Here is a 26,527-nt window from a genome sequence, read left to right as displayed (position 1 = left end):
ACCGTCCAAACGTTAACCGAACCATATTATATCAAACTCAGTCGCTTCATAACAGCTGTACTTACCTGATAGCCGCCACCGCGTTCACGAAAACCCCTACGATATCGTCAGGATCCTCAATCCCGACGGAAATCCGGATCATCTGCGGCGTCACGCCGAGTCTCGTTCTCATCTCCGGCGTCAGGGCCCGGTGAGAGGTTCCTTCCGGATAGGAGACCGTTGTTTCCACACCTGCGAGTGTCGGCACCACTTTGACCCAGTCCAGTGCTCTCGTAAAGGCATTCACGTCAAGTCCGTCTTCCAGATCGATCGTGACGACGGCCCCGTTTCCGCTGTCTGACGCATGTTCCGGGTAGTACACCTTCTTTATCCCTTGCGTTTGCCTCAGTGCGTCTGACAGCTTTTGCGCATTCTCACACTGCGCCCGCATACGGAGACTCAGCGTCTTCAGCCCTCTCACCGCAAGCCAGCTGTCAAATGGCCCGAGATTGCTTCCGAGTGTCACGATCTTCTTTCTTGCCTCACTGATCAATGCTTCCCCGCCGACAATGACACCGGCCGTCACATCACTGTGCCCGCCGATGTATTTGGTCGCACTGTGCACGACGAGATCCGCGCCATTCTCAAGCGGACGAATCAGGTAAGGCGTGGCAAAGGTATTGTCCACCATCAGCTTCAGATCATGCGCCTTCGCGAGTGCCGAGATCCCTTCGAGATCCTCGACCCGAAGAAGGGGGTTCGTAATCGATTCGGTATAAATCATGACCGTATCGGCCGTAATCGCAGCCTCGACGTCCTTCACGTTCGTCATATCCATAAACGTGACACGGATCCCAAGTCCCTGAATCTCATCGTTGATCAGCTGAAACGTGCCTCCGTACAGATCTTCTGCGACAATGACATGGTCACCCGGTTTTGCCACACTCAAAAAACCGGCAAGAATCGCAGATAACCCCGAAGAGGACGCCACACCGGCCTCTGCCCCTTCAAGAGCCGCGACAGCCTGTCCGAGTTCATCCGTATTCGGATTGCCCATGCGCGTGTAAAGATACGATTTATCACCGTTAAAATACTGTTCCATGTCGTCAATGTCTTTGAATGCGAAGGCAGACGTCTGGTAGATCGGGGTCGTTTTGCTGTATTCTCCTGATGTTTGTGCCTTTTTCAAATGCACATTATCTGTTCTGAATTTCACGACTATGCACCTCTTTGCTACTGTAATGAGTTAATACTACCACAGAACGGCCCTTCTTAGTATCTTGCACGAATCCGTTTCCCGTTTTGTTACAGACATCCGGCCCCGACTTCATGAAATCGTAATCTCACGTTTAACTTCTCTTAACATTCATCTGTTACATTGTATATACAGCCGATAAAAAAGGCAGTTAAGCTGTAAAGTGATTCCCCCTTTTTCACTTTATAATCATTTGGCCATGGACACATCAGGTGCCCATGGCCTCTTTCTTTTATCCGATCATTTGTTTGTCCACCTCATGCAGGGCATAAAACCAGCCCTTTTGTGCCATGAGATCGTGATAGCTGCCCCGTTCCACAATCCGGCCCTGATCCATCACAAGGATCTGATCCATCTGTTCAAGCCCCCTGAGCTGATGCGTGATCAGAATCATCATGCTCTTCGCACTCACATCAAAAACTTCCTTTATTACCTTATCGTACGTATTCGCATCAAGTGCCGACAGCGGTTCATCAAGAAGCCAGACAGCTCCGTTTCGAAGCCATGCCCGGGCGAGAGCGAGTCGCTGACGTTCACCCCCGGAGAGATTCCCCGCCCCTTCTTCCAACTGATCATCAAGTGTGAGGTGACTGAGCGACAGTCGTTCAAGGATATCCGTCATCTCCTGATCCGCTGCACCCGTTCCCGGCACCTCAAGATTCTCGCGGATACTTCCGTAAAAGAAATGATTATCCTGCAATGAAAAACTGAACTGTGACCAGCAGGAGTCAAGGTCGAGGTCACCGAGACGTTGCCCGTTGACGAGCACGTCCCCCCTATCGGCCATGTGGATGCCAAGAAGTACCTCCATCAGGGTTGTCTTTCCGGATCCGCTCGCTCCGACAATGGCTGTCCGCTGTCCCCGTTTAAATAATGCACTTACTTCAGACAGGGCGAACCGTTCTGATCCTTCGTGAGAAAACGACACGTCTTTGAATGCTATGGTGTCAATCGCGTCAGAAAGTGCCTGGCCCTGCTGGCCATTCTGGTCCGTCGCGTCTCCTTCTGACAGTGACAGCCGCTCGGCAGACTGACGTCCCGACTCATAATTCTTCGGAAATGATGCCATCGGATTCGCCGATTCAAAGACCGAGAGGGATACGAGAATCATCGCCGCAAGCCATACGCCGTCGAGCGAACCGTTTTGCACCTCCAGCGCGGCCAGGAAAGCGATCAGCCAGGTGATCATAAGGCCGGCAAAGATATTGACGGATTCACTTCCGGCAAGCTGATGCTGTTCATCCTGCTGCAAGGACGTGTACGCCTTCGCAAGGCTCTGCACGTCTTCACTCTTCACCTTTGTCTGTCCGTGTATCTTCAGTTCCCGGTATCCCGTCATGAATTCCGTCACTTCCGTCGATAATGCACCACGGGTTTCCCGGACGCGGCCTGCTTTTTGCCTCGTCTTCCAAGCGAACCAGGCAGGAATTACCCCTCCGGTCAAAATGAAACCGGTAAAGAGAAGCACGGCTGCATAAAACGAATACAGCGATGCAAAAAAAATTGTGGCAAGAAACACCAGTACCATCACAACCGGCGGGTAAACAACACGAAGAAAGAAAAACTGCAAATTCTCCACATCCCCCGTAATCCGGCTGAGTAGATCCCCGCTCCGTTTTGAACGGAACAGCCCTGGAATACGTGCGACGACCTGATCAAAATAATGTGTTCTGATATGGCTCAAGATCGTAAACGTTGCCTTATGGGAGAAGTACCGCTCTCCGTAGCGGCTTCCTGCTCTCAACAGACCGAAAAACCGCACGAGAACAATCGACGCCGTCAGTGTATAGAGCGGCGGCTGAAGAGCAGCGCTTGAAATAAGAAAGCCGCTCGATGCCAAAAGCCCGACAGAGGCTCCTGCCGCAAGAAAACCAAGGAGTGCTGCGAGAAGGACTTCTTTTTTCTCAAGAAGCATCAGTTTCAATACCGGCTTGATATCACGCATCCCGCTCACCTCCCCCGCTGATTCCAACAATGCCTCTGAATACCTCTGACTTTGCAACGAGATCATCGAAAGACCCTTGTGCAATGAGACTTCCGTTCTCAAGGAGCAAAATCCGCCCCGCCTCTTGCAACGTACTGGTGCGATGGGCGATTGTGATCACGGTTGCTTCCTTACTGAGACGGACGATCGTGTCATTCATCCGCCGTTCGGTTCCCACATCAAGCCCGGACGTCGGCTCGTCGAAAAAAATCAGCTTCGGCCGGTGAAGCAGCACCCTCGCGAGGGCCATTCGCTGCCTCTCGCCCCCGGAAAAGCCCTCTCCCTGTTCGCCCGTTGCCGTGTCAAGACCTTTGGGTAACTGACTGACGACCTCTGAGAGACCGGCGGCATGCACGGCTTCAAGAATCTCCTCCTCCGTCTTATCCGTTCTGCCCATGACGATATTGGACCTCATGGTACCTGCAAACAGATACGGCTTTTGTGAGACGTAGCCGACGGCGTTGAACCACGAAACCTCCGTATAGCTTTCTCTCTTGTGTCCATCGATAAGAATGTCTCCATCCTGACTGTCCATGAGTCCGGCAAGGAGGTTGACAAGCGTCGATTTGCCGGCGCCGCTTTTTCCTGCAATCGCAAACAGGCCAGGCCCCTCAATGGCCGTGGAGATTTGTCTGATCCCCTGGTGCCCGCCCGGGTACATATACGTAAGATGACGAATGTCGACGGCTGGTGGACGAACTGGTTGAAACGTTCTCTCACCCCACGATACATTCGATCCCTCTTCTTCAAATTGCCCATGCAGTTTCTCTGCTGCTGCAATGCTGTTTCGACCGGAATGAAAGCTTGCCCCGAGATTTTTAAGAGGCAGGTACAGCTCAGGTGCCATTAACAGCACAAAGAACCCTGTCTGAAAGGCTAAATGACCGAATACAAGTCTAAGCCCAACCTCAACGGCGATCATGGCTGTCGCAATCGTCGCAAGGATTTCAAGCATCAGTGCCGACAGAAAGGCGATCTTCAGCACATCCATCGTCGCCTCTCGAAATGCGATACTTTTTTCTTTGATGACTCCCCGCTGTACGTTCGTACGCCCAAACAGCTTCAAGGTCATGACACCTCTGAGTGTATCGAGAAAATGGCCGGAGAAGCTTTGCAGTTTCGCCATCTGCACGCCGGCTTTTTTCTCAGAGTGACCGCCGATCAGAATCATAAAGACCGGAATCAACGGAGCGGTAACGAGCATGATGATGCCTGAATAGATGTTCTGCGTAAACACGGTCACAAGAATCATAACCGGGACAATCATCGTCTGGACAAGCTGTGGCAAATAGGTGCTGAAATAGCTGTCCATCTCATCCACGACGTCCATATAGAGGCTGACCCTTTTCCCGGTTACGTCTCCCGCTTCCTCTGAAGTCCGCATTCCCTCTGCGAGACGCTTCCTGTACCCGTCTTTGACATCCTTGGCGATACGGATGCCGATCCGAAACGGCAGATCGCTCAGAAGGACCCTTGCGACAAAAAGCGCAAAGAGAAGCGCAAGAAGCCATGCAGCATCACGTACCGCTTCTCCCTGAAGAAACACGGCATCGACAAAGGTCGCAATGGTAAACGCCTGCCCAATAATGACCGCCCCTGACAAAACGGTAAAAAGAACAAGAAGAAACATTCGCCGTTTATGAGCGAATGCTTCCCTGTTCAGTTCTTTTTTCATCATCGGATCAGTAGCCTGCCCGTTCGTGGCTTGCTTTGCCGCGGAAATGCCAGTAAATAAAGGCAGTATATCCAATCACGACCGGCATACCGATCAAGGCAATGATCAGCATCACCGTCAACGTATACTCCGAGGACGATGCATTATAGATCGTCAGGCTCGTTGCCGGATCTGCACCGGTAACCAGATTCGGAAACAATCCACCCGCCAAGGTCAGGAGCTTGGAGGTGATGATGACCGAACTAGACAAAAAGACAGCCATGTATTTCTTTTGATACATAAAGAATGGGATGAGCACTATCGCCACAACCGTCAATAGCGGGAAGACGAAGAGCAATGGCTGATTGGTGAAGTTTGTGAACATATGCGGCGCAAAAATCACTGTAGCAACCGTACCGAGAATCCACAGCACGCCAAGAACCATCACAAACAGCTTACTGAATTTTATCGCACGGCGCTGAAGGGCATTTTCTGTTTTCAGAATTGTATACGTCGTCCCCTGAAGGAGGAAACCGACAAGCCCGATCACGCCGATCAGTAAAGCGTATGGGTGAAGCAAGTGGAAGAATGTTGCCGTGTAGTTCATGTTCTGATCCATCGGAATGCCGATGACGAGATTCCCCATTGCCACACCAAAGAGCAGGGCAGGAAGAAGGCTCCCGATCATAAACAGCTTCCCCATGAGGCGCTGCATCGGCGGGTCGTCCGAGCATTTGAAGTAGTACTCAACGGCGACCGCTCTGAAGATCAGTCCAAAGAGCACGACCATCATTGCCAGATAAAAACCGCTGAAAACCGTGGCATAAACGAACGGAAACGCCGCAAACAGTGCGCCACCACCCGTTAAAAGCCAGACTTCATTGCCATCCCAAACAGGACCGATTGAATTGATTAACGTGCGTTTCTCTTCTTCTGTTTTCCCAAGCTGATAGAAGAGAGTCCCTATCCCAAGGTCGAATCCATCCAACACGGCGTAACCGATAATCAGAACGGCCAACAGTATAAACCAGATCAGTTGTAAGTCCATCAGGCTGACTCCCCTTCCTTCGGATGATCAAGGTGTTTCATGGATGTCTCCATATCAAACTTGCGTACTTCTTTTTTCATTAAATAGACCATAAGCCAGACCAGGAAACTGTATATGGCAATAAACAGGCCAAGGGAGATCATTACCTCCACTGCCGTCAGGTGAGACACGGCATCCTCTGTTCTGAGGACACCAAAGACGGCCCAAGGCTGCCGGCCCCATTCAGCCACAATCCACCCCGCTGTGTTCGCGATGTATGGCAGTGGAAGCATCCAAAATGCAGTTTTCATCAGTTTCTCTTTTTCAAAGAGATTTCCTTTACGCCACTGCCAGGCCATGACCATAAAGAATCCAATCAGAATTATCCCCGCTGTCACCATGACACGGAATGCGATGAAATTGCCGAGAACCGGTGGGCGGTCCTCTGCAGCAAACTCCTTCAGCCCTGTCACTTCTGCATTGACGTCATCATAGGTCAGGAAACTGAGCATACCCGGAATGCCGATTTCAAATCGGTTCCGTTCATTCTCATGATCCGGAATCGCAAATAATAAAAGCGGTGCGTTCGCTTCTGTTTCCCAATGGGCCTCATAGGCTGCCAGCTTTTCAGGCTGCGTTTCACCAACAAGCTGAGCATGAGAGTGGCCTGAAAAAGCCTGAAGCACGCTGAAAACAAGTCCAACGACAATCCCCATTTTCATCGAGCGTTTGGCAAGAGGCAGATTCTTTTTCTTAATGATAAAGTATGCACTGATGGCTACGATAAACATCGCCGCCGTAATAAAGGCCCCTTCCATGACGTGCAGATAACGCACCATCGTGGACGGATTAAAGATGACCTCTGCAAAACTTACCATTTCGGCACGGTTCAGTTCTTCATTGATAATATGGCCCTGCGGCGTCTGTTGCCACGAGTTGGCAGCTATAATCCAAAAACCTGACAGGCTCGTTCCCACTGCAACCATGAGTGCTGCAAAGAAACGCATTCCACGCGAAATTTTATCGCGTCCAAAAACGAGAAGTCCGATAAACGTTGACTCCAGGAAGAAGGCAAATACGCCCTCAGCTGCAAGCGGTGCTCCAAATACGTCCCCGACAAACCTGGAATAAGCCGCCCAATTTGTTCCGAATTGGAATTCCATCGTAATCCCCGTTGCAACCCCGACCCCGAAGTTAATCAGGAATAACTTTGTCCAGAATCTCGCCATTTTGTCGTACAATGGATCTTTCGTTCGCCAATAGCGGAATTCCATGTACGCGATAAAGACTGCCAGCCCGATCGTCAGCGGTATGAATATGTAGTGAACAACCGCTGTAAACGTAAACTGCAGGCGTGACAACAATAACACATCCAGCATAATTGACCCCTCCCCAAAACATTAGTCTTTTTATTAGTTTGTATCAATTCTAGTACAGGTTTTATTATATTCGAAAAATGTGCAGGGAAAATGAGGTCCCTGTGAAATGTTTGTGACATTTTTTCGCACATTTTGTGTATGTGTTTCAAGTATTAGAATGGTTCTAATCAACCTTATGCGTCACCAGTCTCCGTTGAGAACCACCGGACCAAGAACAGGTTCATTAAACACAAAAAACCATCCCCCTGAACAATCAGAGAGATGGTTTAATTGCCTGGCGACGTCCTACTTTCACAGGGGGACAGCCCCCAACTATCATCGGCGCTGAAGAGCTTAACTTCCGTGTTCGGCATGGGAACGGGTGTGACCTCTTCGCTGTCGCCACCAGACTATGAAATTGAGTGTAACCACTCAAAACTGAATAACGCATATGACGGGATCATGAATCCGTGTCTGTCCTTCATGTGTTAATAAACTTCGCTTAACCTTTGGTTAAGCCCTCGATCGATTAGTATCACTCAGCTCCACATATCGCTATGCTTCCACACGTGACCTATCTACCTCATCGTCTCTGAGGGATCTTACTCACCGAAGTGATGGGAAATCTCATCTTGAGGGGGGGCTTCATGCTTAGATGCTTTCAGCACTTATCCCGTCCACACGTAGCTACCCAGCGATGCTCCTGGCGGAACAACTGGTACACCAGCGGTGTGTCCATCCCGGTCCTCTCGTACTAAGGACAGCTCCTCTCAAATTTCCTACGCCCGCGACGGATAGGGACCGAACTGTCTCACGACGTTCTGAACCCAGCTCGCGTGCCGCTTTAATGGGCGAACAGCCCAACCCTTGGGACCTACTTCAGCCCCAGGATGCGACGAGCCGACATCGAGGTGCCAAACCTCCCCGTCGATGTGGACTCTTGGGAGAGATTAGCCTGTTATCCCCAGGGTAGCTTTTATCCGTTGAGCGACGGCCCTTCCATACGGTGCCGCCGGATCACTAAGCCCGACTTTCGTCCCTGCTCGACTTGTATGTCTCGCAGTCAAGCTCCCTTATGCCTTTGCACTCTGCGAATGATTTCCAACCATTCTGAGGGAACCTTTGGGCGCCTCCGTTACTCTTTAGGAGGCGACCGCCCCAGTCAAACTGCCCACCAGACACTGTCCCTGAACCGGATCACGGTTCGAGGTTAGAATTTCAGTACAGCAAGGGTAGTATCCCACCAATGCCTCCACCGAAGCTGGCGCTCCGGTTTCCAAGGCTCCTACCTATCCTGTACAAGCTGTACCAAAATCCAATATCAAGCTGCAGTAAAGCTCCATGGGGTCTTTCCGTCCTGTCGCGGGTAACCTGCATCTTCACAGGTAATATAATTTCACCGGGTCTCTCGTTGAGACAGTGCCCAAATCGTTGCACCTTTCGTGCGGGTCGGAACTTACCCGACAAGGAATTTCGCTACCTTAGGACCGTTATAGTTACGGCCGCCGTTTACTGGGGCTTCAATTCAGAGCTTCTCCCGAAGGATAACCCCACCTCTTAACCTTCCAGCACCGGGCAGGTGTCAGCCCCTATACTTCGCCTTGCGGCTTCGCAGAGACCTGTGTTTTTGATAAACAGTCGTTTGGGCCTATTCACTGCGGCTCCCCCAGGCTGTTCACCCTGGGGAGCACTCCTTCTCCCGAAGTTACGGAGTCATTTTGCCGAGTTCCTTAACGAGAGTTCTCCCGCGCGTCTTAGAATTCTCTTCCCGCCTACCTGTGTCGGTTTGCGGTACGGGCACCTGTTTCCTCGCTAGAGGCTTTTCTTGGCAGTGTAGAATCAGGAACTTCGCTACTGTAATTTCACTCGCGATCACAGCTCAACCTTACGGTTACGGGATTTGCCTCGTAACCAGCCTCACTGCTTCGACGCACACGACCAGCGGTGCGCTTACCCTATCTTCCTGCGTCCCCCCATTGCTCAAATGGAAACGTGGTGGTACAGGAATATCAACCTGTTTGCCATCGCCTACGCTTTTCAGCCTCGGCTTAGGACCCGACTAACCCTGAGCGGACGAGCCTTCCTCAGGAAACCTTAGGCTTTCGACGGAGGGGATTCCCACCCCTCTTTTCGCTACTCATACCGGCATTCTCACTTCCAGACGCTCCACATGTCCTTCCGGTCATGCTTCGCAGCCTCTGGAACGCTCCCCTACCCCGAACACCTTGCGGTGTTCAGCCATAGCTTCGGTGATACGTTTAGCCCCGGTACATTTTCGGCGCAGAGTCACTCGACCAGTGAGCTATTACGCACTCTTTCAATGATGGCTGCTTCTAAGCCAACATCCTGGTTGTCTAAGCAACTCCACATCCTTTTCCACTTAACGTATACTTGGGGACCTTAGCTGATGGTCTGGGCTGTTTCCCTCTTGACTACGGATCTTAGCACTCGCAGTCTGACTCCCGAGGATAAGTATTTGGCATTCGGAGTTTGACTGAATTCGGTAATCCTGTGGGGACCCCTAGTCCAATCAGTGCTCTACCTCCAATACTCTTCCCTCGAGGCTAGCCCTAAAGCTATTTCGGGGAGAACCAGCTATCTCCAGGTTCGATTGGCATTTCACCCCTACCCACACCTCATCCCCGCACTTTTCAACGTGCGTGGGTTCGGGCCTCCATTCAGTGTTACCTGAACTTCACCCTGGACATGGGTAGATCACCTGGTTTCGGGTCTGCAACCACGTACTTATTCGCCCTGTTCAGACTCGCTTTCGCTGCGGCTCCGCCTCTTCAGCTTAACCTTGCACGTGATCACAACTCGCCGGTTCATTCTACAAAAGGCACGCTGTCACCCATTAACGGGCTCCAACTACTTGTAGGCACACGGTTTCAAGATCTGTTTCACTCCCCTCCCGGGGTGCTTTTCACCTTTCCCTCACGGTACTGGTTCACTATCGGTCACTAGGAAGTATTTAGCCTTGGGAGATGGTCCTCCCGGATTCCGACGGGGTTTCACGTGTCCCGCCGTACTCAGGATCCACTCCGGAGGAGAGGGCGTTTCGGCTACAGGGCTGTTACCTTGTCCCGCGGGCCTTTCCAGGCCGCTTCACCTACGCTCTCTCTTTGTAACTCCAATGGAGTGTCCTACAACCCCGAAAGGCAAGCCTTTCGGTTTGGGCTGATTCCGTTTCGCTCGCCGCTACTCAGGAAATCGCATTTGCTTTCTCTTCCTCCGGGTACTAAGATGTTTCAGTTCCCCGGGTCTGCCTTCCATTACCCTATGGATTCAGGTATGGATCCCATCCCATTACGGATGGTGGGTTCCCCCATTCGGAAATCTCCGGATCAACGCTTACTTACAGCTCCCCGAAGCATATCGGTGTTCGTCCCGTCCTTCATCGGCTCCTAGTGCCAAGGTATCCACCGTGCGCCCTTTCTTGCTTAACCATTTTCCGCCTTGCGACGGACTTTCTTTTGGCGTCGTTTTAACCTTAACGTTTGAATTCAAGACACTCGGTTCCTCTCTATCTGAATAGGTTTCAAATAGTTGATTCACCGGTGATTCATGATGTTTCGTCATTTCGTTATTCAGTTTTCAAAGGTCACAAAAACCTGAAGAGTGTTTAACCCTTCAAAACTAAACAAAAAACCAGAGGCAAAAGTAAAAAGGTTGAGCTTATCTGAAAACCGGAGGTTTCCAGCAAGTCTCCTTAGAAAGGAGGTGATCCATCCGCACCTTCCGGTACGGATACCTTGTTACGACTTCACCCCAATCATCTGTCCCACCTTCGGCGGCTGGCTCCAAAAGGTTACCTCACCGACTTCGGGTGTTACAAACTCTCGTGGTGTGACGGGCGGTGTGTACAAGGCCCGGGAACGTATTCACCGCGGCATGCTGATCCGCGATTACTAGCAATTCCGGCTTCATGCAGGCGAGTTGCAGCCTGCAATCCGAACTGAGAATGGCTTTATGGGATTGGCTTCACCTCGCGGCTTCGCAACCCATTGTACCATCCATTGTAGCACGTGTGTAGCCCAGGTCATAAGGGGCATGATGATTTGACGTCATCCCCACCTTCCTCCGGTTTATCACCGGCAGTCACCTTAGAGTGCCCAACTGAATGCTGGCAACTAAGATCAGGGGTTGCGCTCGTTGCGGGACTTAACCCAACATCTCACGACACGAGCTGACGACAACCATGCACCACCTGTCACTCTGTCCCCCGAAGGGGAAAGTCCAGTCTCCTGGATGTTCAGAGGATGTCAAGACCTGGTAAGGTTCTTCGCGTTGCTTCGAATTAAACCACATGCTCCACTGCTTGTGCGGGCCCCCGTCAATTCCTTTGAGTTTCAGCCTTGCGGCCGTACTCCCCAGGCGGAGTGCTTAATGTGTTAACTTCGGCACTAAGGGTATCGAAACCCCTAACACCTAGCACTCATCGTTTACGGCGTGGACTACCAGGGTATCTAATCCTGTTTGCTCCCCACGCTTTCGCGCCTCAGCGTCAGTTGTAAGCCAGAAAGTCGCCTTCGCCACTGGTGTTCCTCCACATATCTACGCATTTCACCGCTACACGTGGAATTCCACTTTCCTCTCTTACACTCAAGTCTCCCAGTTTCCAATGACCCTCCACGGTTGAGCCGTGGGCTTTCACATCAGACTTAAGAGACCGCCTGCGCGCGCTTTACGCCCAATAATTCCGGACAACGCTTGCCCCCTACGTATTACCGCGGCTGCTGGCACGTAGTTAGCCGGGGCTTTCTCGTGAGGTACCGTCAAGGTGCCGCCTTATTCAAACGGCACTTGTTCTTCCCTCATAACAGAACTTTACGATCCGAGAACCTTCATCGTTCACGCGGCATTGCACCGTCAGGCTTTCGCCCATTGCGGATGATTCCCTACTGCTGCCTCCCGTAGGAGTCTGGGCCGTGTCTCAGTCCCAGTGTGGCCGATCACCCTCTCAGGTCGGCTACGCATCGTCGCCTTGGTGAGCCCTTACCTCACCAACTAGCTAATGCGCCGCGGGCCCATCCTGCAGTGAGAGGACGAATCCCCTCTTTTACATCGGCACCATGCGGTGCCAATGGTCATCCGGTATTAGCCTCATTTTCACGAGGTTGTCCCGGTCTGCAGGGCAGGTTGCCCACGTGTTACTCACCCGTCCGCCGCTCATTCCACTTCCGTCCACCCGAAGGCTTCAGAAAGCTTCCTGCGCTCGACTTGCATGTATTAGGCATGCCGCCAGCGTTCGTCCTGAGCCAGGATCAAACTCTCCAATAAAGTTGAGTTTGATGCGCTAGCATCATACCAGTATCGATGAAAACACTGGATTTTAATTGACGGGATATCTTATTCATATATCCCACTTTTTTTGCTTGGTTTTTGTTTAGTTTTCAAAGGTCAAAATAAATGGAGCGGGTGATGGGAATCGAACCCACGACATCAGCTTGGAAGGCTGAGGTTTTACCACTAAACTACACCCGCATGGTAAAAGAAAAGTTAAGTTGTATGAAATGGTCGGGAAGACAGGATTCGAACCTGCGACCCCTTGGTCCCAAACCAAGTGCTCTACCAAGCTGAGCTACTTCCCGTTTCAGAAAACATAAAAATGGTGCGGTCGAGAGGAGTCGAACCTCCACGGGGTTGCCCCCACTAGGCCCTCAACCTAGCGCGTCTGCCATTCCGCCACGACCGCAGATAAAAAGAAGTATGAAAATGGTGCGGGTGAGAGGACTCGAACCTCCACGTCATGAGACACTAGATCCTAAGTCTAGCGCGTCTGCCAATTCCGCCACACCCGCAAATCAATGGCGGTCCCGACCGGGATCGAACCGGCGATCTCCTGCGTGACAGGCAGGCATGTTAACCGCTACACCACGGGACCATTCATTCGTGTGACTGTATAAATCTGATGGTGGAGGATGACGGGCTCGAACCGCCGACCCCCTGCTTGTAAGGCAGATGCTCTCCCAACTGAGCTAATCCTCCGGGGTACTCCGATAAATTAAGTATGGTGACCCGTACGGGATTCGAACCCGTGTTACCGCCGTGAAAGGGCGGTGTCTTAACCACTTGACCAACGGGCCTGAACTGGCGGAGAAGGAGGGATTTGAACCCTCGCGCCGCGCAAACGACCTACTCCCTTAGCAGGGGAGCCCCTTCAGCCACTTGGGTACTTCTCCATTTGGCTCCACAGGTAGGATTCGAACCTACGACCGATCGGTTAACAGCCGATTGCTCTACCACTGAGCTACTGTGGATTAATATGCAATCTGATTAACGACAAATTATAGTGTAACAGTTGATCAAATCCGTGTCAACTACTTTTTCAATAAAGTGTTTCGCTCTCTGTTGGCGACTTTTATAATATATCAGATCCATCATATGCCGTCAATGGTTTCTGCAGATAAAGTTTTGATAAATTTCAGTTTGCCTCCACACCGGCCGCACGCAAACTTTTTCACGTCCATTCTGCGCTTACGCTCATACACCTGCCGACAGGCGCCGCAGTGATAAATGTGAAGCTTCGTTGATCGTAATCGCGCTCCTGGAATCAGTCGGCAGTGCCTTGAAGCGCCGGTTTCTTTCAAGAGTCTTTTAAATTCCGCATCCTGATGCCGATATCCGCGACCTTCGATATGTAAATGATAGTGGCATAGTTCATGTTTAATGATGCCGATAAGTTCATTCTTGCCAAATGTCTCGTAATGGCCCGGGTTGATCTCGATATGATGACTCTTAAGAAGATAACGGCCTCCGGTTGTTCTGAGCCTTTTGTTAAATGTGATCCGGTGGCGAAACGGTTTCCCGAAAAACTCTGCGGATAACTGTTCTGTGAGTCGCTGTAATTCATTCTCTGTCACTCCGCAGACCTCCTCTCAATGACCCGATTCTTATTGTACACGGATCTGCTTATATTGAAAACCCCGCCGGGACCGACGGGGTTTTGAGTCTTTAACTGTCAGACTTGACCATTGTCAGTGCAATCCGACCTTTATGAACATCAACACTGTCAACCCAGACCGTGACGACATCCCCGACGTTCACAACGTCCATCGGATTTTTTACGAAGCCTTTACGAAGCTTCGATACATGGACGAGGCCATCCTGTTTGACGCCGATGTCCACAAATGCACCGAAGTCTACCACATTCCGAACGGTTCCTTCGAGCTCCATCCCCTTCTCCAAATCTTCCATTTGAAGAACATCCGTCTTTAACAGCGGTTTGGACAGTTCATCACGGGGATCTCTTCCCGGTTCGACCAGGGCAGAGAGGATATCTCGGATCGTCGGTACACCCGTGCCGTAGGTTTCGGCCAGCCGCTCCGGTGACAAATCCTTCAGGATGTCGGCTGTTGCGGATGACCCGAGCTCAGACTTTTGAATACCGTAATCCTTCATCAGCTGTTTGGCAACCGCGTAACTTTCCGGGTGAATCCCCGTTGCGTCCAAAGGCTCTTTTCCGTCCGGGATCCGCATAAAGCCGATACTCTGCTCATAGGTTTTGGCACCGAGTCTCGGCACTTTCTTCAGCTGGGTCCTGCTCGTGAATTTCCCTTCATCATCACGCTGCTTCACAATGTTGGTCGCCACTGCTTTACTCAACCCCGATACATGCTGCAAGAGAGACGAGGAGGCCGTATTCACGTTTACACCAACGCGGTTCACCACGGTTTCCACCACAAAGGAAAGACTCTCATTCAGTTTGGACTGGGTCACGTCATGCTGGTACTGCCCAACACCAACGGACTTCGGATCGATCTTCACCAGTTCAGCCAACGGATCCTGGACGCGGCGGGCGATGGATGCTGCGCTCCGTTCCTCCACCTGAAGATCAGGGAACTCTTCCTTTGCCAGTTTCGAAGCGGAGTACACGCTTGCCCCGGCTTCATTGACAATCAGAAACGGAACCTCAAGGGCTTTCTCTCTCAGAAAATCAGCCGTGAACTGCTCTGTCTCCCGAGATGCCGTTCCGTTTCCAATGGCAATCAGTTCAACACCGTGCCGTTCGATCAGTTCCTGCACAGTCCTTCTGGATTCCGTTACCTTATTCCAGGGTTTAACCGGGTAGATGACGGCCACATCAAGCAGTTTTCCCGTGGCATCGACAACAGCAAGTTTGCATCCGGTCCGATAAGCCGGATCCATTCCAAGTACGACCCGATCCTTCAAAGGCGGTTGCAAGAGAAGGCTCCGCAGATTCTCGCCGAAGATATGGATAGCCTGCTCTTCCGCTTTTTCGGAAACCTCTCGCCGAATCTCCCGCTCCACTGCAGGTTCAATCAGCCTGCTGTAGCTGTCTAAAATCGAATCCGTGATCACGGATTCGACGGCCGTGGATTTGCCTTTCAGAATATGACGCTTCATCCAGCCCGTAATCGGTTCTTCCGCCGTGACAATTTTCACTTTCAGCACATCTTCTTTCTCACCGCGGTTCATGGCAAGAACTCTGTGATGGGCCAACGACTTCACCGGTTCCTCATACTCGTAGTACATTTCGAAGATCCCTTTGTCGTCTTCAGCTTTCGGTTTTTTCGAACTCGTCATTTTCCCGTTTTTGAATGTCATATCCCGGACGCGTTGTCGAATATCCGGATCATCGGCGAACGTCTCACTGACGATGTCCTGCGCCCCTTGGAGGGCCTCTTCGGCACTGGCCACTTCCAGTTCTTCACTCACATAGGCGGCAGCCTCTGCGAGCGGATCACCGGAAGAAGGAAACGAAAGGAGCCACTCTGCGAGAGGTTCAAGTCCCTTTTCTTTTGCCATCGTTGCCCGGGTCCTTCTCTTCTGTTTATAAGGTCGGTACAGATCTTCCACTTCCTGAAGCTTTACAGCCTGCAGGATTTTTCCTTCAAGTTCTTCCGTCAGTTTTCCCTGTTCACCGATCAGTCGGACCACTTCTTCTTTTCGGTCTGCAAGCTGATTGGCATACCCCCATGTATCCAGAATGCCGCGGATCTGATCTTCATCAAGGCCGCCGGTCATTTCCTTACGATAGCGTGCGATAAACGGTACGGTATTTTTCTCTTCGTGAAGCTCAATGACTTTTTTAACCTGATCTTCCCGCAAAGATACAAGCTTCACAACATCTTTGAGAATACGCATTGTCTGTTCAGTCCATTCCATGATCGTCCATCCCTTCTGTCTCTGCACCCGTTCTATTTCTTTACGTTCGTCATTATACCGCGATTTCGCCTTAGGTGTAACCCGCCGATAGCACGAATCGCATGCAAAAAACCGCCTGACCTTTTGGCCGGCGGCTTTCTCTTTTTCTTTATCTCACCCTGAATACGGATGAATATCAGTCCGGTTGGTGAACATGACCGAGTACAATCGCCACATCATCATTCGAATCCACCTTCAGATCGACAATCATCTCCAGGGTTTCCTGCGCCGTCAAATGCCTGTCAAACAGCGCGTGATAAGCAGGATTGAATGTCAGTCCGTCAGAATAGACAATGAACCCCATACCGGGTTCAAACGGAATATTCGATGGTTTCGCCTTGTGCTTCCGACCCGACAGATAACCGCGGGATGGGATCGGACGGTACATTTTCCCGTCCGGGTAATAAAAGGTACATGTGATGTTGCCGACGTTAATATACTCGACCTGTTGACTGTGAAAATCGAACTTCAGAATGGATAAAACGACACCTCGCGTACCCCAGACGGCATTGTTGCACCGGTCAAGGAGTGCACGGAACGGAAGGTCGTGATCCGCGCGGATAATTGCCATCACGGATTCAGACGCTTCCTGTGCCTCATGACCGCTTCCAAGGCCATCTGTAACGGCAACCAGAATGTAGTCTGACGTCCGCACGATATAGACGGCATCGCCAGAGCACCAGTTACCCTTCTTCGCATTCTGATACACACTGATATCCATCTCATCCATTAGCTGATGTTCAATCATTAGAAAGCCTCCGTCGCTTCAATCCTGATGGAATCCTTCAATTTCTGCAGCGCACGCCGCTGCAGCCGTGAGACATGCATTTGGGATATACCCAGCTGTTCACCTGTCTCTTTTTGGCTCATGTTTTCGAAATAGGTCAGCTGCAGGATCTGTTTTTCCCGATCCGTCAGCACCTGAAAAGCCTTCTCAAGGAGGAGTTGCTGATCCGTTTGCTCATAACCCGATTCCACCGATCCGACAAGATCGAGCAGGGTAACGGCACTGCCCTCATCATCTGCTTCAATCGAACGGTCAACAGACAGCGCCTGGTAGCTCTTGCCCATCTCCATCGTCTCAAGAATTTCTTCTTCGCTCACTTCAAGGTAGTCAGCAATTTCTTCAACCTGCGGACTGCGCTGAAGCTCCGTTGTCAGGTTCTCAACAGCACTCTTGATCTTTGGTCCGAGCTCTTTGATTCTTCTTGGCACATGGACGCTCCAGGTTTTATCCCGGATGAAGCGTTTGATCTCTCCGACAATCGTCGGAACGGCGAAGGATTCAAAACTTCTGCCAAAAGAGGGATCAAACCGCCTCAGTGCAGCCAGCAGACCGATCATCCCAACCTGGACCAGATCCTCATCATGACGCTGCCCACGCGAAAATTTTCTCGCCAACGCATGCACTAAATTCTCATATTCAAGGACAAGCTGTGTCTGGATCTCATCGTCTCCCGTTTCCTGGAACTCGGCGATCATCTTTAATTGCCGCTCTTTGTCCTCTTCCTTCTGTTTACTGCTTCGGGAGTTCTTCCGAGGTTCTCTCGTCACCGGGCTCCACCTCATCTCTCTTTAGGAACTTCGTCATCGTAATGATAACGCCTGTATCTCCCTGTATATCCACTTCATCCATCAATGTTTCAATCAGGAAAAGGCCGAGCCCCCCTTCCTTCATATCTTCGATTGCCTGCGAAGCATTCAACGGTCCCCGTTTTTTCTTGAGCACATCAAGGTCGACTGCGCCGCCTTGATCTGCAATGACAAATTCCATGCGGTCTTCATACACAGAAAATTTGAGATGAATATCGTGGGACACCTCATCGTCCGCTTTTTCATAAGCATGATTCACGACATTTGTACAGGCTTCAGCTACTGCAAGCTTAATGTCTTCGATGTCATCATAGGAATAACCGAGCCGGTTCGCGACACCAGAAGCCGTCAGCCGGACAACCCCGACATATTCAGCTTTGGCCGGAACATTCATTTCAATACGGTCCGCCACCTTACTCATCAGGCTTCCTCCCTTTTGTCGGCGTCAATCTCAATGACTTCGTTCAGACCCGTAATCTCAAACAGTCTGAGAACACGGTCATTCAAACCGCGGAGCTTCAAGTTGCTCCCTGACTTTTCAGTGAGTTTCAGAGTTCCGATAAAAATACCGAGCCCTGTGGAATCAATATACTCAACATTGGACAAATCGACATACAGGTCCTTGTTCTCCTGTTCCGCCAAAGGATTCAGTGTTTCTTTCAGCTTTGATGCCGTATACACATCCACCTCACCGGATACATAGGCAACATTACTCGTTTCTCCTTCTTTTACACTTACTGATAAATTCATTGCTTAAAAACCTCCCGTCAATCGCTTCTTTCCATTTTATACAGATACCACTTTACGGGTCTGCTTAAACCTTTCGCTTTAAAATCAGCAGTGTAAAATCATCACGGAGCTGAAAACCCTGCGCACGCTCAAGCTCATAGTAGATCGAATCGACAATTTCCTGAGCCTCCAGATCCTTTCGTTCACGTATCATGTCCATAACCTGGTCGCGGCGAATAAACTCACCGTCAATCCGGCATTCCGTGACCCCGTCAGACAGCAGAACAATAAAGTCGCCTACCTGAATGTCGTAAATAATCTCTTCGTAACTGACCTTCGGTGAGACACCGAGAACCAGGCCCTTTGCTTCAAGATCCTCAAAACTGTCCGATTCAGACCGGTAAAGAAAACCCGGTTCATGTCCGGCACTCGCCATGGAGAACCGGTGGATATTCGTATCATAGAAACCGTACATCATCGTAATAAACATATCCGATTCAATATTTCGCTCCACAACTCGATTCAGTTTTTCAAGGATGGACCGCGGACGGAGGGACTGTTCGGTCAGGGTGTCCATTGCATACTTAATCATCGACATGGACATCGCCGCCGGGATGCCCTTGCCAATGACATCCGCCACGGCTATTGCCACATTGTCCCGTTCATCGGTCATATAATGGTAATAGTCCCCGCTCATCTTGCCTGCAGGGACACTCACAACACCCAAATCGATTGTATCGAGTCCGATCTCCTGGTGCGGCAGCAGGGACTGTTGCATCCTTGACGCCACATTCAGCTCTGAATCAAGTTCACGCTGGCGATCCCGGAGACTTTGGTGCTCCCGGTAGGCCAATCCGTATCCAACCATGACTTCAAGCAACAAATCAAATGAATCCACCACTTCCTCAGGAAGCTCCGTTGCCAGCTCCTGAAAAACAGAAAGATGGAGACTAACCGTCTCCTCAGGGGACATGTCTTTCTCCATCATTTCTTTACTGAATTGCTGAGCATGGTAAAGTGCCTGTTCATTTTTTGTATCCAGATAGCTCGTCAGCATCTCTTTGTACATCTGGTATAACGAATACTTTGTGTCCCTCAAAACCGGCACACCTCCCTGTTCTCTCTCTATCTGATCCACTTGATGGCGGTGATCGTTGTCCCTTCACCGACCTTGGAATCAATATCAAACTCGTCCATCAGGCGTTTCACACCGGGAAGTCCTGCCCCGAGTCCACCGGAAGTGGTAAAGCCGTCCTCCATTACTCTGCGGAGATCCGGGATACCCGGTCCCTCATCTGAAGCCACAATCCGGATCCCGCGTCTGTTGGCACCTTGTGCTGCCTGAATTCTGATTTTTCCTTTTTCAGCATACAGATATATATTTCTGGCAAGTTCAGATATGGCCGTCGTGATTCTGGCCTGGTCCACCGAACCGAATCCGATCTCTTTTGCCATCGTGCGGCCTGCCTGTCTGGCAGCCACGATACCCCATTCACTGTGAATGTCCACATTTGTCTCTTCTGCCATCGGATCAGCCCTCCAGTTCCAATTGGAGTCGCTCAAGTCCCTGTTCAAGGTCAAGAGCAGTCGGCACATCATCAAGTACAATTCCCATATCGATCAGAGTGATGGCGACAGCAGGCTGAATCCCTGTCATGACCACCTTTGCCCCCATCAGATTTGACATATCGACAACATCACCGAGGACTTTGGCAATAAAAGAATCAATCATATCAACGGATGTGAGATCAATCACAACCCCGCGGGAACCTTCCTGATGGATCTTTTCAAGTACGTCTTCCTGGAATTGCAAAGCCGTCTGGTCATCGAGTTCGACCTGTACGGATATTAATAAGTAATCGTGCAGTTTAAGTATTGGAATCCGCAATGATCTCGCCTCCTTTGACTGAATCAAATTCTATGATTTCGCGCTGGGTCATCTCAAGGGCGGCTTCAATGCCCTTCTTGAGCGTACTCTTTGTCGGGAATTTGCCAAGGTCAATCCCCAGGTTGACAATGGTCTGGGCGATCTCAGGACGGATCCCGACAAGAATGCACTTCGCTCCAACGAGACGAACAGCCTCAGAAGCCTGAATGATATGATGGGCGACCATCGTGTCGACAACCGGCACGCCGGTGATATCAATCAGCACAACCTGTGAACGGTGTTCAATGACCCCGTCGAGAAGATTCTCCATGATCAGCTTCGCCCGTTCCGTATCGATCGTGCCAATCAGAGGCATTACACTGATTCTGTCAAAGACCGGAATCAGTGGCGCTGATAACTCTTTTAACGCCATCTTCTGAAGGAAGACGGTGTTTTCCCATGAGCCTGAATACTGGTTGACCAGCATATTGACCATATCGTCGATCCAACTCTCAATGTCCTGAAAGAACTCAATGCTCTGGCAATAATCCGAGTCAGTTTCCGAAAGGATTTCGATCGTCACTTTCCGGAATTCCTGAAGCCCGCGTGTGAGATAATGAAGCGGCCAGCCGAGCTGAATCAGGCGTTCTGCAAAATCATCGAGAGGTCGGTCCACTTTCGTATGGCCTTCTTCAATGGCGCCAAAAAGCTTGTCAATAAATTCCCTGTTCGTGTTTTCGTATACCGTATTTGAAATGTTCTGCAGTGAGTCATCGGTGCGGAACGACTCAATTTCTTCAATCCACCTGTTCATGATAGCGCTCCGCTGTTCAAGTATGCTTTCTTTAACGAATGTATTCACGCAATTCTCCCCCAATTGTACCGTACATAGTAATAATCTCATTATTCCATTCTTCGTAAGTAAAATCAATCAAACCATTCAGTTTTCCGGACGAAAGAGTTCGAAGTTCCAAAAACCACGTTCCCCGCATGCACGGGAAAAGGCCACCCGGAACCGGGTGGCCTTTTCTCGTCTCACGTTATAAATGAATAAGTCCGATACTGACACGAAGCGCTTCGTCAACTTTCGCCATCGTCTTTTCGTCAAGATGAGTGATCTTATCTGTCAGTCTTTGCTTGTCAATCGTACGAATCTGTTCAAGCAAAATGACGGAATCACGATCAAACCCATTTTTTTTTGCATCGATTTCAACATGTGTTGGTAACTTCGCCTTCTGGATTTGCGCTGTTATCGCAGCGACAATCACAGTCGGGCTGAATCTGTTTCCGATGTCATTTTGAATAATGAGCACCGGACGGACGCCACCCTGTTCCGATCCGACCACGGGTGACAGATCAGCGAAGTAAACATCGCCTCGTTTGACCATCAAGAGTTACACCCCGCTGACCAGCCGGTCGAGCGCACTTTCGGCCTCCTCTTCAACCAAAAACGATTCTGACGCAATGTTCAGGTTGATCTTTGCCATTTCCATGTACCCGCGTTCCATTTCTTCACGAATCTGCTTGGTGCGCTGTATTTCAACAAAGCGCATCAATTCCCGGTGAATCAGTTCATCCCGGTTACATCCTTCACCTTCTGTTAATGCATCAATCTCGTGAACCAGATGCTGCGGCAAGTTTACGCTGATTTTCTTCGTGCAGTCTGCTGACACAAGAACACCTCCTGGAAACTCAATAGCCGTAAATGTTGGATTCAATCTCAATCATAGCATTGAAATACCGGTGTGAAAAGGTTCTTTTGAAAGTTTCCCATATTTCTTTTTGATGACAAATTGTCAACATGAACAACTTGTTTAGCTCGTTTGCCAATACCTGAAAGCATCAGAAAATATCATTATGGACATAGAGCACTCGCCCGTCCTTACGGACAGCCCGGGGAACCCGGTAACTGAGGGTACAGGGAATCTCATAACTGATCGTATCAATCCTGCCTGCCACTTCATCCATGGAGAGAAAACTTCCCCCATCTTCACCGATCAGCGTCACCTCCGTACCGGTCTCAACGGGACCGTCGAGAAGGATCATCATCTGATCCATACAGATTCGCCCGACAATTTTCGCCCGTTTCCCCTTCACGAGGACATCGCCGGACTGGTGAGCCCGGATCCAGCCGTCGGCATACCCGATCGGCACCGTCCCGATCCATTCATGCCCGCTTGTGCGGTAGGTGGAGCCATAGCTGATCCCTTCGCCAGGTTCAAGCAGCTTCACTTGTGTAATTCTGCTCTTTAAGGACATCGCCTGCTTCAGTGGCACCTTCATATCCGGTTTCATCTCGACCGACGGCGCCATGCCGTACATGGAAATGCCGACACGGACCAGGTTACAGCTTTCCTCGTGGAAACGAAGCGCCGACGCACTGTTCGCACAGTGGCGGATCTTCACTTTCTCCCCGAGTGAGGACTCCAGCCAGTCCATCATGTCCAGGAAGCGTTCTTTTTGCACATGGTAATAGTCATTCCCCGGCTCATCAGCCGCCGCCATGTGCGTATATGCGCCTTCCACATGGATATGAAGGGACGCTTTCAGAACTTCCGCAAGTTCGCGGATCTCCTCTTCTTTTCGAAGTCCGATGCGCCCCATGCCTGAATCGAGTTTCACATGGCATACCGCTTTTCTTCCGGCCGCCCTGAGAAGCGACTCGGCTTTTTCCAGCCAGTCTTTTTGAAAAACGGTCACGGCGATATCAAGCTCGGAGGCAATGAGAATATCCTCGGCCCGAATATACCCCAATACGAGAATCGGTGCTCCGATGCCCGCTTTTCTGAGGGCGATGGCTTCATCGAGTATCGCCACACCGAGGTAGGTCGCACCAGCATCGAGTGCTTCCCTTGCCACATCGACGGCCCCGTGCCCGTATGCATTGGCCTTCACGACAGCCATCATTTCCGTATGCGCCGGCAGCGACGCCTTTATGGCTGTCACATTATCATGAATGGCGTTCAAATCGATCTCCGCCCATGTATCTCTGTAAAAAGGGTGTGTCACATCCACCGCCTGATCCCCCGCTTTCCTGTATATCTCCTGTATCTGTTTCATTTAATTATCACCGATTTCCAGTCTGTGTCAAGTTGAATCGGACCTGTTTGAGTCCGGCACGCATGAATGGCGGGGCCGATCTTCCCGATCACATCTCCCGCTGTCACAGAAAGCGCATCCTGCCCCGCTTCAGCCATTTCACCTGCAGCACCGTGCAGGTAAACGGCTGCCTTCAGGGCATCCGCAACCTCGTTGATCTGCATGACAAAGGCAAGGATCATCCCCGTTAATACATCCCCTGTGCCACCTTTTGCAAGGGCAGGCGTGCCGGATGTGTTCACCCACTGCGTCCCGTCAGGCGCCGTAATGATCGTATGGCGCCCTTTCAGGACGACAAAACAGCCCTTATTTGCCAGTTTTCGGCTGATGGAAAACCGGTTCTGTTCGACGTCCTGAACGGACACATCCATGATGGCAGCCATCTCACCGGGATGAGGCGTGAGAATAACCGGTCCCCCTGCATCCATCAATAAACCGTCCAAGTCGGCCCTGGCCCGGTACAGTGCATCCGCATCGAGAATGAGGGGGCACGTGACCGCGCGGAAAAACGCCCGCACCGATCCCGTCTCCTCCCTTCCGAGTCCCGGCCCTGCGGCAATCCCGTCAAAACCGGCAAAGGACATCTCGCCGTGCAGCGTGACTTGCCCGTCCGCTTCTTCAATCGGCAAGTACATCGCCTCACGGACCGCTTCCGGAAGGCGCTCAAGGACGGATTCTCCCGAGGCGAGGGTAAACAGCCCCGCTCCTGAGCGGATGGCCGCCTCAGCAGCAAGTGCCGCTGCGCCCGGCATCGAACGGCTCCCTGCAATCAGAAGGCCGCGCCCGGCAACTCCTTTGTGCATCCCGGGCTGACGTACAGGCAGCGTCCGCCGGACGGATTCAGGATCAATCAGACTGCGCTGTTGCCCGCCGCTTTTGAAGGCTGCTTTCGGAATACCGATATCGACAGTGATAATTGTGCCACAGAAATCCCGAAACGCCGGCAGATAAAATGTCTCTTTCGGGCAGGCAAGGGTAATCGTCAGATCAGCCACCACTCCGCCCGATCCGTCGTCTTCCTCATTCGAAGGCATGCCACTCGGGACATCGAGGGCCACCGTCATGGCTGATGCTTCGTTCACCGCTTCAATCAGCCCCTGATAGGGATTCCGGACCGCTCCCCGGACACCTGTTCCAAGAAGCCCGTCGACAATCACCCCGGACCTTCGGATCGCTTCATGCACGTCATCATCTGGAGCTTGGCCCAATGACCGGAAGCTGTGCCCCATCCGTTCAAACATGTCCAGATGCCGGCGCGCCGCTCCCTTCGTTTGCGCTTTCTCCGAGACGGTAAACAGTCGAACCCGATACCCGCGCTCAAGCAGATGCCTTGCCGCAATAATCGCATCCCCGCCATTATTTCCGCCGCCTGCCAGGACGAGAATCTCATCGTCTTTTGACAATCTCTTTATCAGGGCTTCTGTAAACGCACGCCCAGCGCTCTCCATCAGCGCGAACTCGTCAAAGCCCATTTCGTGAATCGTGCAGTGATCAATTGCACGCATCTCCGTTCCTGATACGATTCTCATGCTCACACCCCGCTTTTATCATTCAATGGGCCAGGCGACCGCTCAAGGATGACCTGTGCTGCGGCCATGTCCCTCGTATGGGTGATCGACACAAGTGCCCGGGTATCCTGGTCAAGTGCCTGACAGAACAGTTCCGGCCTGCCGTCTTCCCTGTTGATGATGTCGATATCCTGAAAGGACAATTCACCACCGATGCCGCATCCAAGTGCCTTGGAAAACGCCTCTTTCGCCGCATAGCGCCCGGCCAAGTATTCGATCTTTCTGTTCGCATCGGTGAACGATGCCATCTTCGTCAGTTCACGTTCAGTCAGAATCCTTGCCGAAAATCTCGGCTGCCTCACCGTAAGCCGCCTGATTCGCTCAAGTTCAATGATATCGAGTCCTATCCCCTGAATCATACGTGTCAGCTCCCTGTACCGTAACGATGGTCGTATGTATCGCCGGTATGATATGATTTACGTGTAACAGACACATAACCGTTTTCTGAAAGGTTGATACGCCATGTTCTTACGTAATGAAAGTTTCTCTGAATATATTTCCACTTACAAGGCCGTTTCGGTCCTCATCAGCATTTGCCTCTTCTTCTATATTTGGGTGTACTGGTTCGGATTTCTCGGAGGAAACGAGATCTTCGCCCTCGGTGTCGGATGGAACTTCGCCATCGCCATGGGCGAGTATTGGCGCCTCGTCACCCCGATCTTTCTTCACGGCGGGCTCATGCATGTCATGTTTAACTCATTTGCCCTGTTTCTTTTCGGTCCATGGCTCGAAGCCAAACTTGGCATCAGCCGGTTCGTGATGCTGTTTCTCGGAACCGCCGTCATCGCCAATATCGTCACATTCCTGCTTCAAGGCCCCAACTATTCCCATGTCGGGGCATCCGGGGCCATTTACGGCCTCTTTGGTGTCTATCTGTATATCGTGCTGCTTCGCAAAGACCTGATGGATCAGGTCAGTTCACAAATGATTGTGACCATTATCATTATCGGTGTAATCATGACCTTTGTAAACCCAGGGATTAACATCCTCGCCCACCTGTTCGGGCTGATTGCAGGTGCAGCCCTTGCGCCGCTGTTCCTTACCGGCGTCTCCAGATGGTCTAATCAGCTCGGTTCATCCAACGTTCACGATCCCGACGATATCGGCTTTGATCCGAAGCGCTGGGAGAAAAAGCGCAGGATCAAGGAACAACTTTGGTTTTACATCGCCGGCGGCGCGGTGGCCATGATCGGATTCTTCTGGCTCATCGATACCCTGTTCTTCTCCTGATATGCAAAAAGCGGGC

At 51.2% G+C, this 26,527-nt stretch carries 20 protein-coding genes, 9 tRNA genes, 3 rRNA genes and 2 pseudogenes; 1 reads left to right on the top strand and 33 read right to left on the bottom strand.

All coding sequences use genetic code 11. The features are described from left to right. Positions 1 to 61: 61 nt before the first annotated feature. The 33 genes and pseudogenes from BSEL_RS02925 to acpS all read right to left on the bottom strand — a co-directional run bounded on the left by BSEL_RS02925 (position 62) and on the right by acpS (position 25,640). Positions 62 to 1,195, bottom strand: a complete 1,134-nt coding sequence (locus BSEL_RS02925) for a trans-sulfuration enzyme family protein (RefSeq protein ID WP_013171512.1) — start codon at positions 1,193 to 1,195, stop codon at positions 62 to 64. A gap of 271 nt (positions 1,196 to 1,466) precedes the next feature. Further along, positions 1,467 to 3,179: a thiol reductant ABC exporter subunit CydC gene (cydC, locus tag BSEL_RS02920; protein ID WP_013171511.1), complete on the bottom strand. Its 1,713-nt coding sequence runs from the start codon at positions 3,177 to 3,179 to the stop codon at positions 1,467 to 1,469. Further along, positions 3,172 to 4,896, bottom strand: a complete 1,725-nt coding sequence (cydD, locus tag BSEL_RS02915; RefSeq protein WP_013171510.1) for a thiol reductant ABC exporter subunit CydD — start codon at positions 4,894 to 4,896, stop codon at positions 3,172 to 3,174. Before cydD ends, cydC begins: the two co-directional genes overlap by 8 nt. Positions 4,897 to 4,900: 4 nt before the next feature. Then, positions 4,901 to 5,920, bottom strand: coding sequence for a cytochrome d ubiquinol oxidase subunit II (gene cydB / locus BSEL_RS02910; RefSeq protein ID WP_013171509.1), 1,020 nt, complete (start codon positions 5,918 to 5,920; stop codon positions 4,901 to 4,903). Continuing rightward, the gene (locus BSEL_RS02905) at positions 5,920 to 7,278 is read right to left on the bottom strand and encodes a cytochrome ubiquinol oxidase subunit I (protein ID WP_013171508.1); all 1,359 of its coding nucleotides are present in this window, start codon (positions 7,276 to 7,278) and stop codon (positions 5,920 to 5,922) included. The genes cydB and BSEL_RS02905 overlap by 1 nt, the downstream gene beginning before the upstream one ends. Positions 7,279 to 7,550: 272 nt before the next feature. Further along, a 5S ribosomal RNA gene (gene rrf / locus BSEL_RS02900) occupies positions 7,551 to 7,667 on the bottom strand. A gap of 99 nt (positions 7,668 to 7,766) precedes the next feature. Then, positions 7,767 to 10,703: ribosomal RNA gene (locus tag BSEL_RS02895) — 23S ribosomal RNA — on the bottom strand. 267 nt (positions 10,704 to 10,970) lie between these two features. Then, positions 10,971 to 12,537, bottom strand: a 16S ribosomal RNA gene (locus tag BSEL_RS02890). The 16S, 23S and 5S rRNA genes sit together here with 9 tRNA genes alongside, the layout of an rRNA operon. A 130-nt stretch (positions 12,538 to 12,667) precedes the next feature. Next, a tRNA-Gly gene (locus tag BSEL_RS02885) sits at positions 12,668 to 12,741 on the bottom strand. A 30-nt stretch (positions 12,742 to 12,771) separates the two neighbouring features. After that, positions 12,772 to 12,848, bottom strand: a tRNA-Pro gene (locus BSEL_RS02880). Between the two features lie 18 nt (positions 12,849 to 12,866). Further along, positions 12,867 to 12,952, bottom strand: a tRNA-Leu gene (locus BSEL_RS02875). A 21-nt stretch (positions 12,953 to 12,973) separates the two neighbouring features. Next, positions 12,974 to 13,058 (bottom strand) — tRNA-Leu (locus BSEL_RS02870). Between the two features lie 7 nt (positions 13,059 to 13,065). Next, positions 13,066 to 13,141 (bottom strand) — tRNA-Asp (locus BSEL_RS02865). Between the two features lie 28 nt (positions 13,142 to 13,169). Further along, positions 13,170 to 13,245, bottom strand: a tRNA-Val gene (locus BSEL_RS02860). 23 nt (positions 13,246 to 13,268) lie between these two features. Continuing rightward, positions 13,269 to 13,343: transfer RNA gene (locus BSEL_RS02855), tRNA-Glu, on the bottom strand. A gap of 5 nt (positions 13,344 to 13,348) precedes the next feature. Then, positions 13,349 to 13,439: transfer RNA gene (locus BSEL_RS02850), tRNA-Ser, on the bottom strand. A 3-nt stretch (positions 13,440 to 13,442) separates the two neighbouring features. Continuing rightward, a tRNA-Asn gene (locus BSEL_RS02845) sits at positions 13,443 to 13,517 on the bottom strand. 120 nt (positions 13,518 to 13,637) lie between these two features. Continuing rightward, entirely contained in the window at positions 13,638 to 14,120 is a 483-nt protein-coding gene (locus BSEL_RS02840) for a SprT family protein (RefSeq protein WP_013171507.1), read from the bottom strand. Positions 14,121 to 14,211: 91 nt separating this feature from the next. Beyond that, positions 14,212 to 16,386 (bottom strand): Tex family protein, encoded by a 2,175-nt coding sequence (locus BSEL_RS02835; RefSeq protein WP_013171506.1) that lies wholly within the window; start codon positions 16,384 to 16,386, stop codon positions 14,212 to 14,214. Positions 16,387 to 16,561: 175 nt separating this feature from the next. Further along, positions 16,562 to 17,173, bottom strand: a complete 612-nt coding sequence (locus BSEL_RS02830) for a SpoIIE family protein phosphatase (RefSeq protein WP_013171505.1) — start codon at positions 17,171 to 17,173, stop codon at positions 16,562 to 16,564. Then, positions 17,173 to 17,907 (bottom strand): RNA polymerase sigma factor SigB, encoded by a 735-nt coding sequence (sigB, locus tag BSEL_RS02825; protein ID WP_232970505.1) that lies wholly within the window; start codon positions 17,905 to 17,907, stop codon positions 17,173 to 17,175. The genes BSEL_RS02830 and sigB overlap by 1 nt, the downstream gene beginning before the upstream one ends. Before the next feature lie 34 nt (positions 17,908 to 17,941). Further along, complete coding sequence (gene rsbW / locus BSEL_RS02820) at positions 17,942 to 18,439, bottom strand: anti-sigma B factor RsbW (RefSeq protein ID WP_013171503.1); 498 nt, start codon at positions 18,437 to 18,439, stop codon at positions 17,942 to 17,944. Beyond that, on the bottom strand, positions 18,439 to 18,768 hold the full coding sequence (locus BSEL_RS02815) for an STAS domain-containing protein (RefSeq protein WP_013171502.1): 330 nt from the start codon (positions 18,766 to 18,768) through the stop codon (positions 18,439 to 18,441). The genes rsbW and BSEL_RS02815 overlap by 1 nt, the downstream gene beginning before the upstream one ends. Positions 18,769 to 18,832: 64 nt before the next feature. Next, on the bottom strand, positions 18,833 to 19,846 hold the full coding sequence (locus tag BSEL_RS02810; RefSeq protein ID WP_013171501.1) for a PP2C family protein-serine/threonine phosphatase: 1,014 nt from the start codon (positions 19,844 to 19,846) through the stop codon (positions 18,833 to 18,835). Between the two features lie 26 nt (positions 19,847 to 19,872). Continuing rightward, the gene (locus tag BSEL_RS02805) at positions 19,873 to 20,274 is read right to left on the bottom strand and encodes an anti-sigma regulatory factor (protein ID WP_013171500.1); all 402 of its coding nucleotides are present in this window, start codon (positions 20,272 to 20,274) and stop codon (positions 19,873 to 19,875) included. A 4-nt stretch (positions 20,275 to 20,278) separates the two neighbouring features. Beyond that, a complete protein-coding gene (locus BSEL_RS02800; protein WP_013171499.1) occupies positions 20,279 to 20,635 on the bottom strand; it encodes an STAS domain-containing protein in 357 nt (118 codons plus the stop codon). Next, the gene (locus tag BSEL_RS02795) at positions 20,616 to 21,476 is read right to left on the bottom strand and encodes an RsbT co-antagonist protein RsbRA (RefSeq protein WP_013171498.1); all 861 of its coding nucleotides are present in this window, start codon (positions 21,474 to 21,476) and stop codon (positions 20,616 to 20,618) included. Before BSEL_RS02795 ends, BSEL_RS02800 begins: the two co-directional genes overlap by 20 nt. Positions 21,477 to 21,654: 178 nt before the next feature. Further along, the gene (locus tag BSEL_RS02790; RefSeq protein ID WP_041581698.1) at positions 21,655 to 22,005 is read right to left on the bottom strand and encodes a type II toxin-antitoxin system PemK/MazF family toxin; all 351 of its coding nucleotides are present in this window, start codon (positions 22,003 to 22,005) and stop codon (positions 21,655 to 21,657) included. Between the two features lie 3 nt (positions 22,006 to 22,008). Continuing rightward, on the bottom strand, positions 22,009 to 22,287 hold the full coding sequence (locus BSEL_RS02785) for a hypothetical protein (RefSeq protein WP_013171496.1): 279 nt from the start codon (positions 22,285 to 22,287) through the stop codon (positions 22,009 to 22,011). Between the two features lie 169 nt (positions 22,288 to 22,456). After that, positions 22,457 to 23,674, bottom strand: coding sequence for an alanine racemase (gene alr, locus BSEL_RS02780; RefSeq protein ID WP_013171495.1), 1,218 nt, complete (start codon positions 23,672 to 23,674; stop codon positions 22,457 to 22,459). After that, positions 23,671 to 24,561: pseudogene (locus BSEL_RS18320) on the bottom strand (NAD(P)H-hydrate dehydratase); the annotation flags it as partial. The pseudogene BSEL_RS18320 and the gene alr, both read right to left, overlap by 4 nt. A gap of 51 nt (positions 24,562 to 24,612) precedes the next feature. Then, positions 24,613 to 25,242, bottom strand: a pseudogene (locus BSEL_RS18315) (NAD(P)H-hydrate epimerase); the annotation flags it as partial. Between the two features lie 2 nt (positions 25,243 to 25,244). Next, entirely contained in the window at positions 25,245 to 25,640 is a 396-nt protein-coding gene (gene acpS, locus BSEL_RS02770) for a holo-ACP synthase (protein ID WP_013171493.1), read from the bottom strand. Positions 25,641 to 25,743: 103 nt separating this feature from the next. Between acpS and BSEL_RS02765 the strand changes: the two genes are divergently transcribed. Beyond that, positions 25,744 to 26,511: a rhomboid family intramembrane serine protease gene (locus BSEL_RS02765; RefSeq protein WP_013171492.1), complete on the top strand. Its 768-nt coding sequence runs from the start codon at positions 25,744 to 25,746 to the stop codon at positions 26,509 to 26,511. The last annotated feature ends 16 nt before the right edge of the window (positions 26,512 to 26,527 follow it).

The sequence above is a fragment of the [Bacillus] selenitireducens MLS10 genome (assembly GCF_000093085.1).
In the GTDB taxonomy this organism is placed as follows: Bacteria; Bacillota; Bacilli; order Bacillales; family Salisediminibacteriaceae; genus Salisediminibacterium; species Salisediminibacterium selenitireducens.
This window is presented reverse-complemented; position numbering and strand designations above follow the sequence as displayed.

Bases quoted from the DNA above. Each gene is read 5' to 3' on its own strand.
- cydC (WP_013171511.1), bottom strand. From the start codon at position 3,179: ATGCGTGATATCAAGCCGGTATTGAAACTGATGCTTCTTGAGAAAAAA.
- cydD (WP_013171510.1), bottom strand. From the start codon at position 4,896: ATGATGAAAAAAGAACTGAACAGGGAAGCATTCGCTCATAAACGGCGA.
- cydB (WP_013171509.1), bottom strand. From the start codon at position 5,920: ATGGACTTACAACTGATCTGGTTTATACTGTTGGCCGTTCTGATTATC.
- BSEL_RS02905 (WP_013171508.1), bottom strand. From the start codon at position 7,278: ATGCTGGATGTGTTATTGTTGTCACGCCTGCAGTTTACGTTTACAGCG.
- BSEL_RS02835 (WP_013171506.1), bottom strand. From the start codon at position 16,386: ATGGAATGGACTGAACAGACAATGCGTATTCTCAAAGATGTTGTGAAG.
- BSEL_RS02830 (WP_013171505.1), bottom strand. From the start codon at position 17,173: ATGATTGAACATCAGCTAATGGATGAGATGGATATCAGTGTGTATCAG.
- sigB (WP_232970505.1), bottom strand. From the start codon at position 17,907: ATGATCGCCGAGTTCCAGGAAACGGGAGACGATGAGATCCAGACACAG.
- rsbW (WP_013171503.1), bottom strand. From the start codon at position 18,439: ATGAGTAAGGTGGCGGACCGTATTGAAATGAATGTTCCGGCCAAAGCT.
- BSEL_RS02815 (WP_013171502.1), bottom strand. From the start codon at position 18,768: ATGAATTTATCAGTAAGTGTAAAAGAAGGAGAAACGAGTAATGTTGCC.
- BSEL_RS02805 (WP_013171500.1), bottom strand. From the start codon at position 20,274: ATGGCAGAAGAGACAAATGTGGACATTCACAGTGAATGGGGTATCGTG.
- alr (WP_013171495.1), bottom strand. From the start codon at position 23,674: ATGAAACAGATACAGGAGATATACAGGAAAGCGGGGGATCAGGCGGTG.
- acpS (WP_013171493.1), bottom strand. From the start codon at position 25,640: ATGATTCAGGGGATAGGACTCGATATCATTGAACTTGAGCGAATCAGG.
- BSEL_RS02765 (WP_013171492.1), top strand. From the start codon at position 25,744: ATGTTCTTACGTAATGAAAGTTTCTCTGAATATATTTCCACTTACAAG.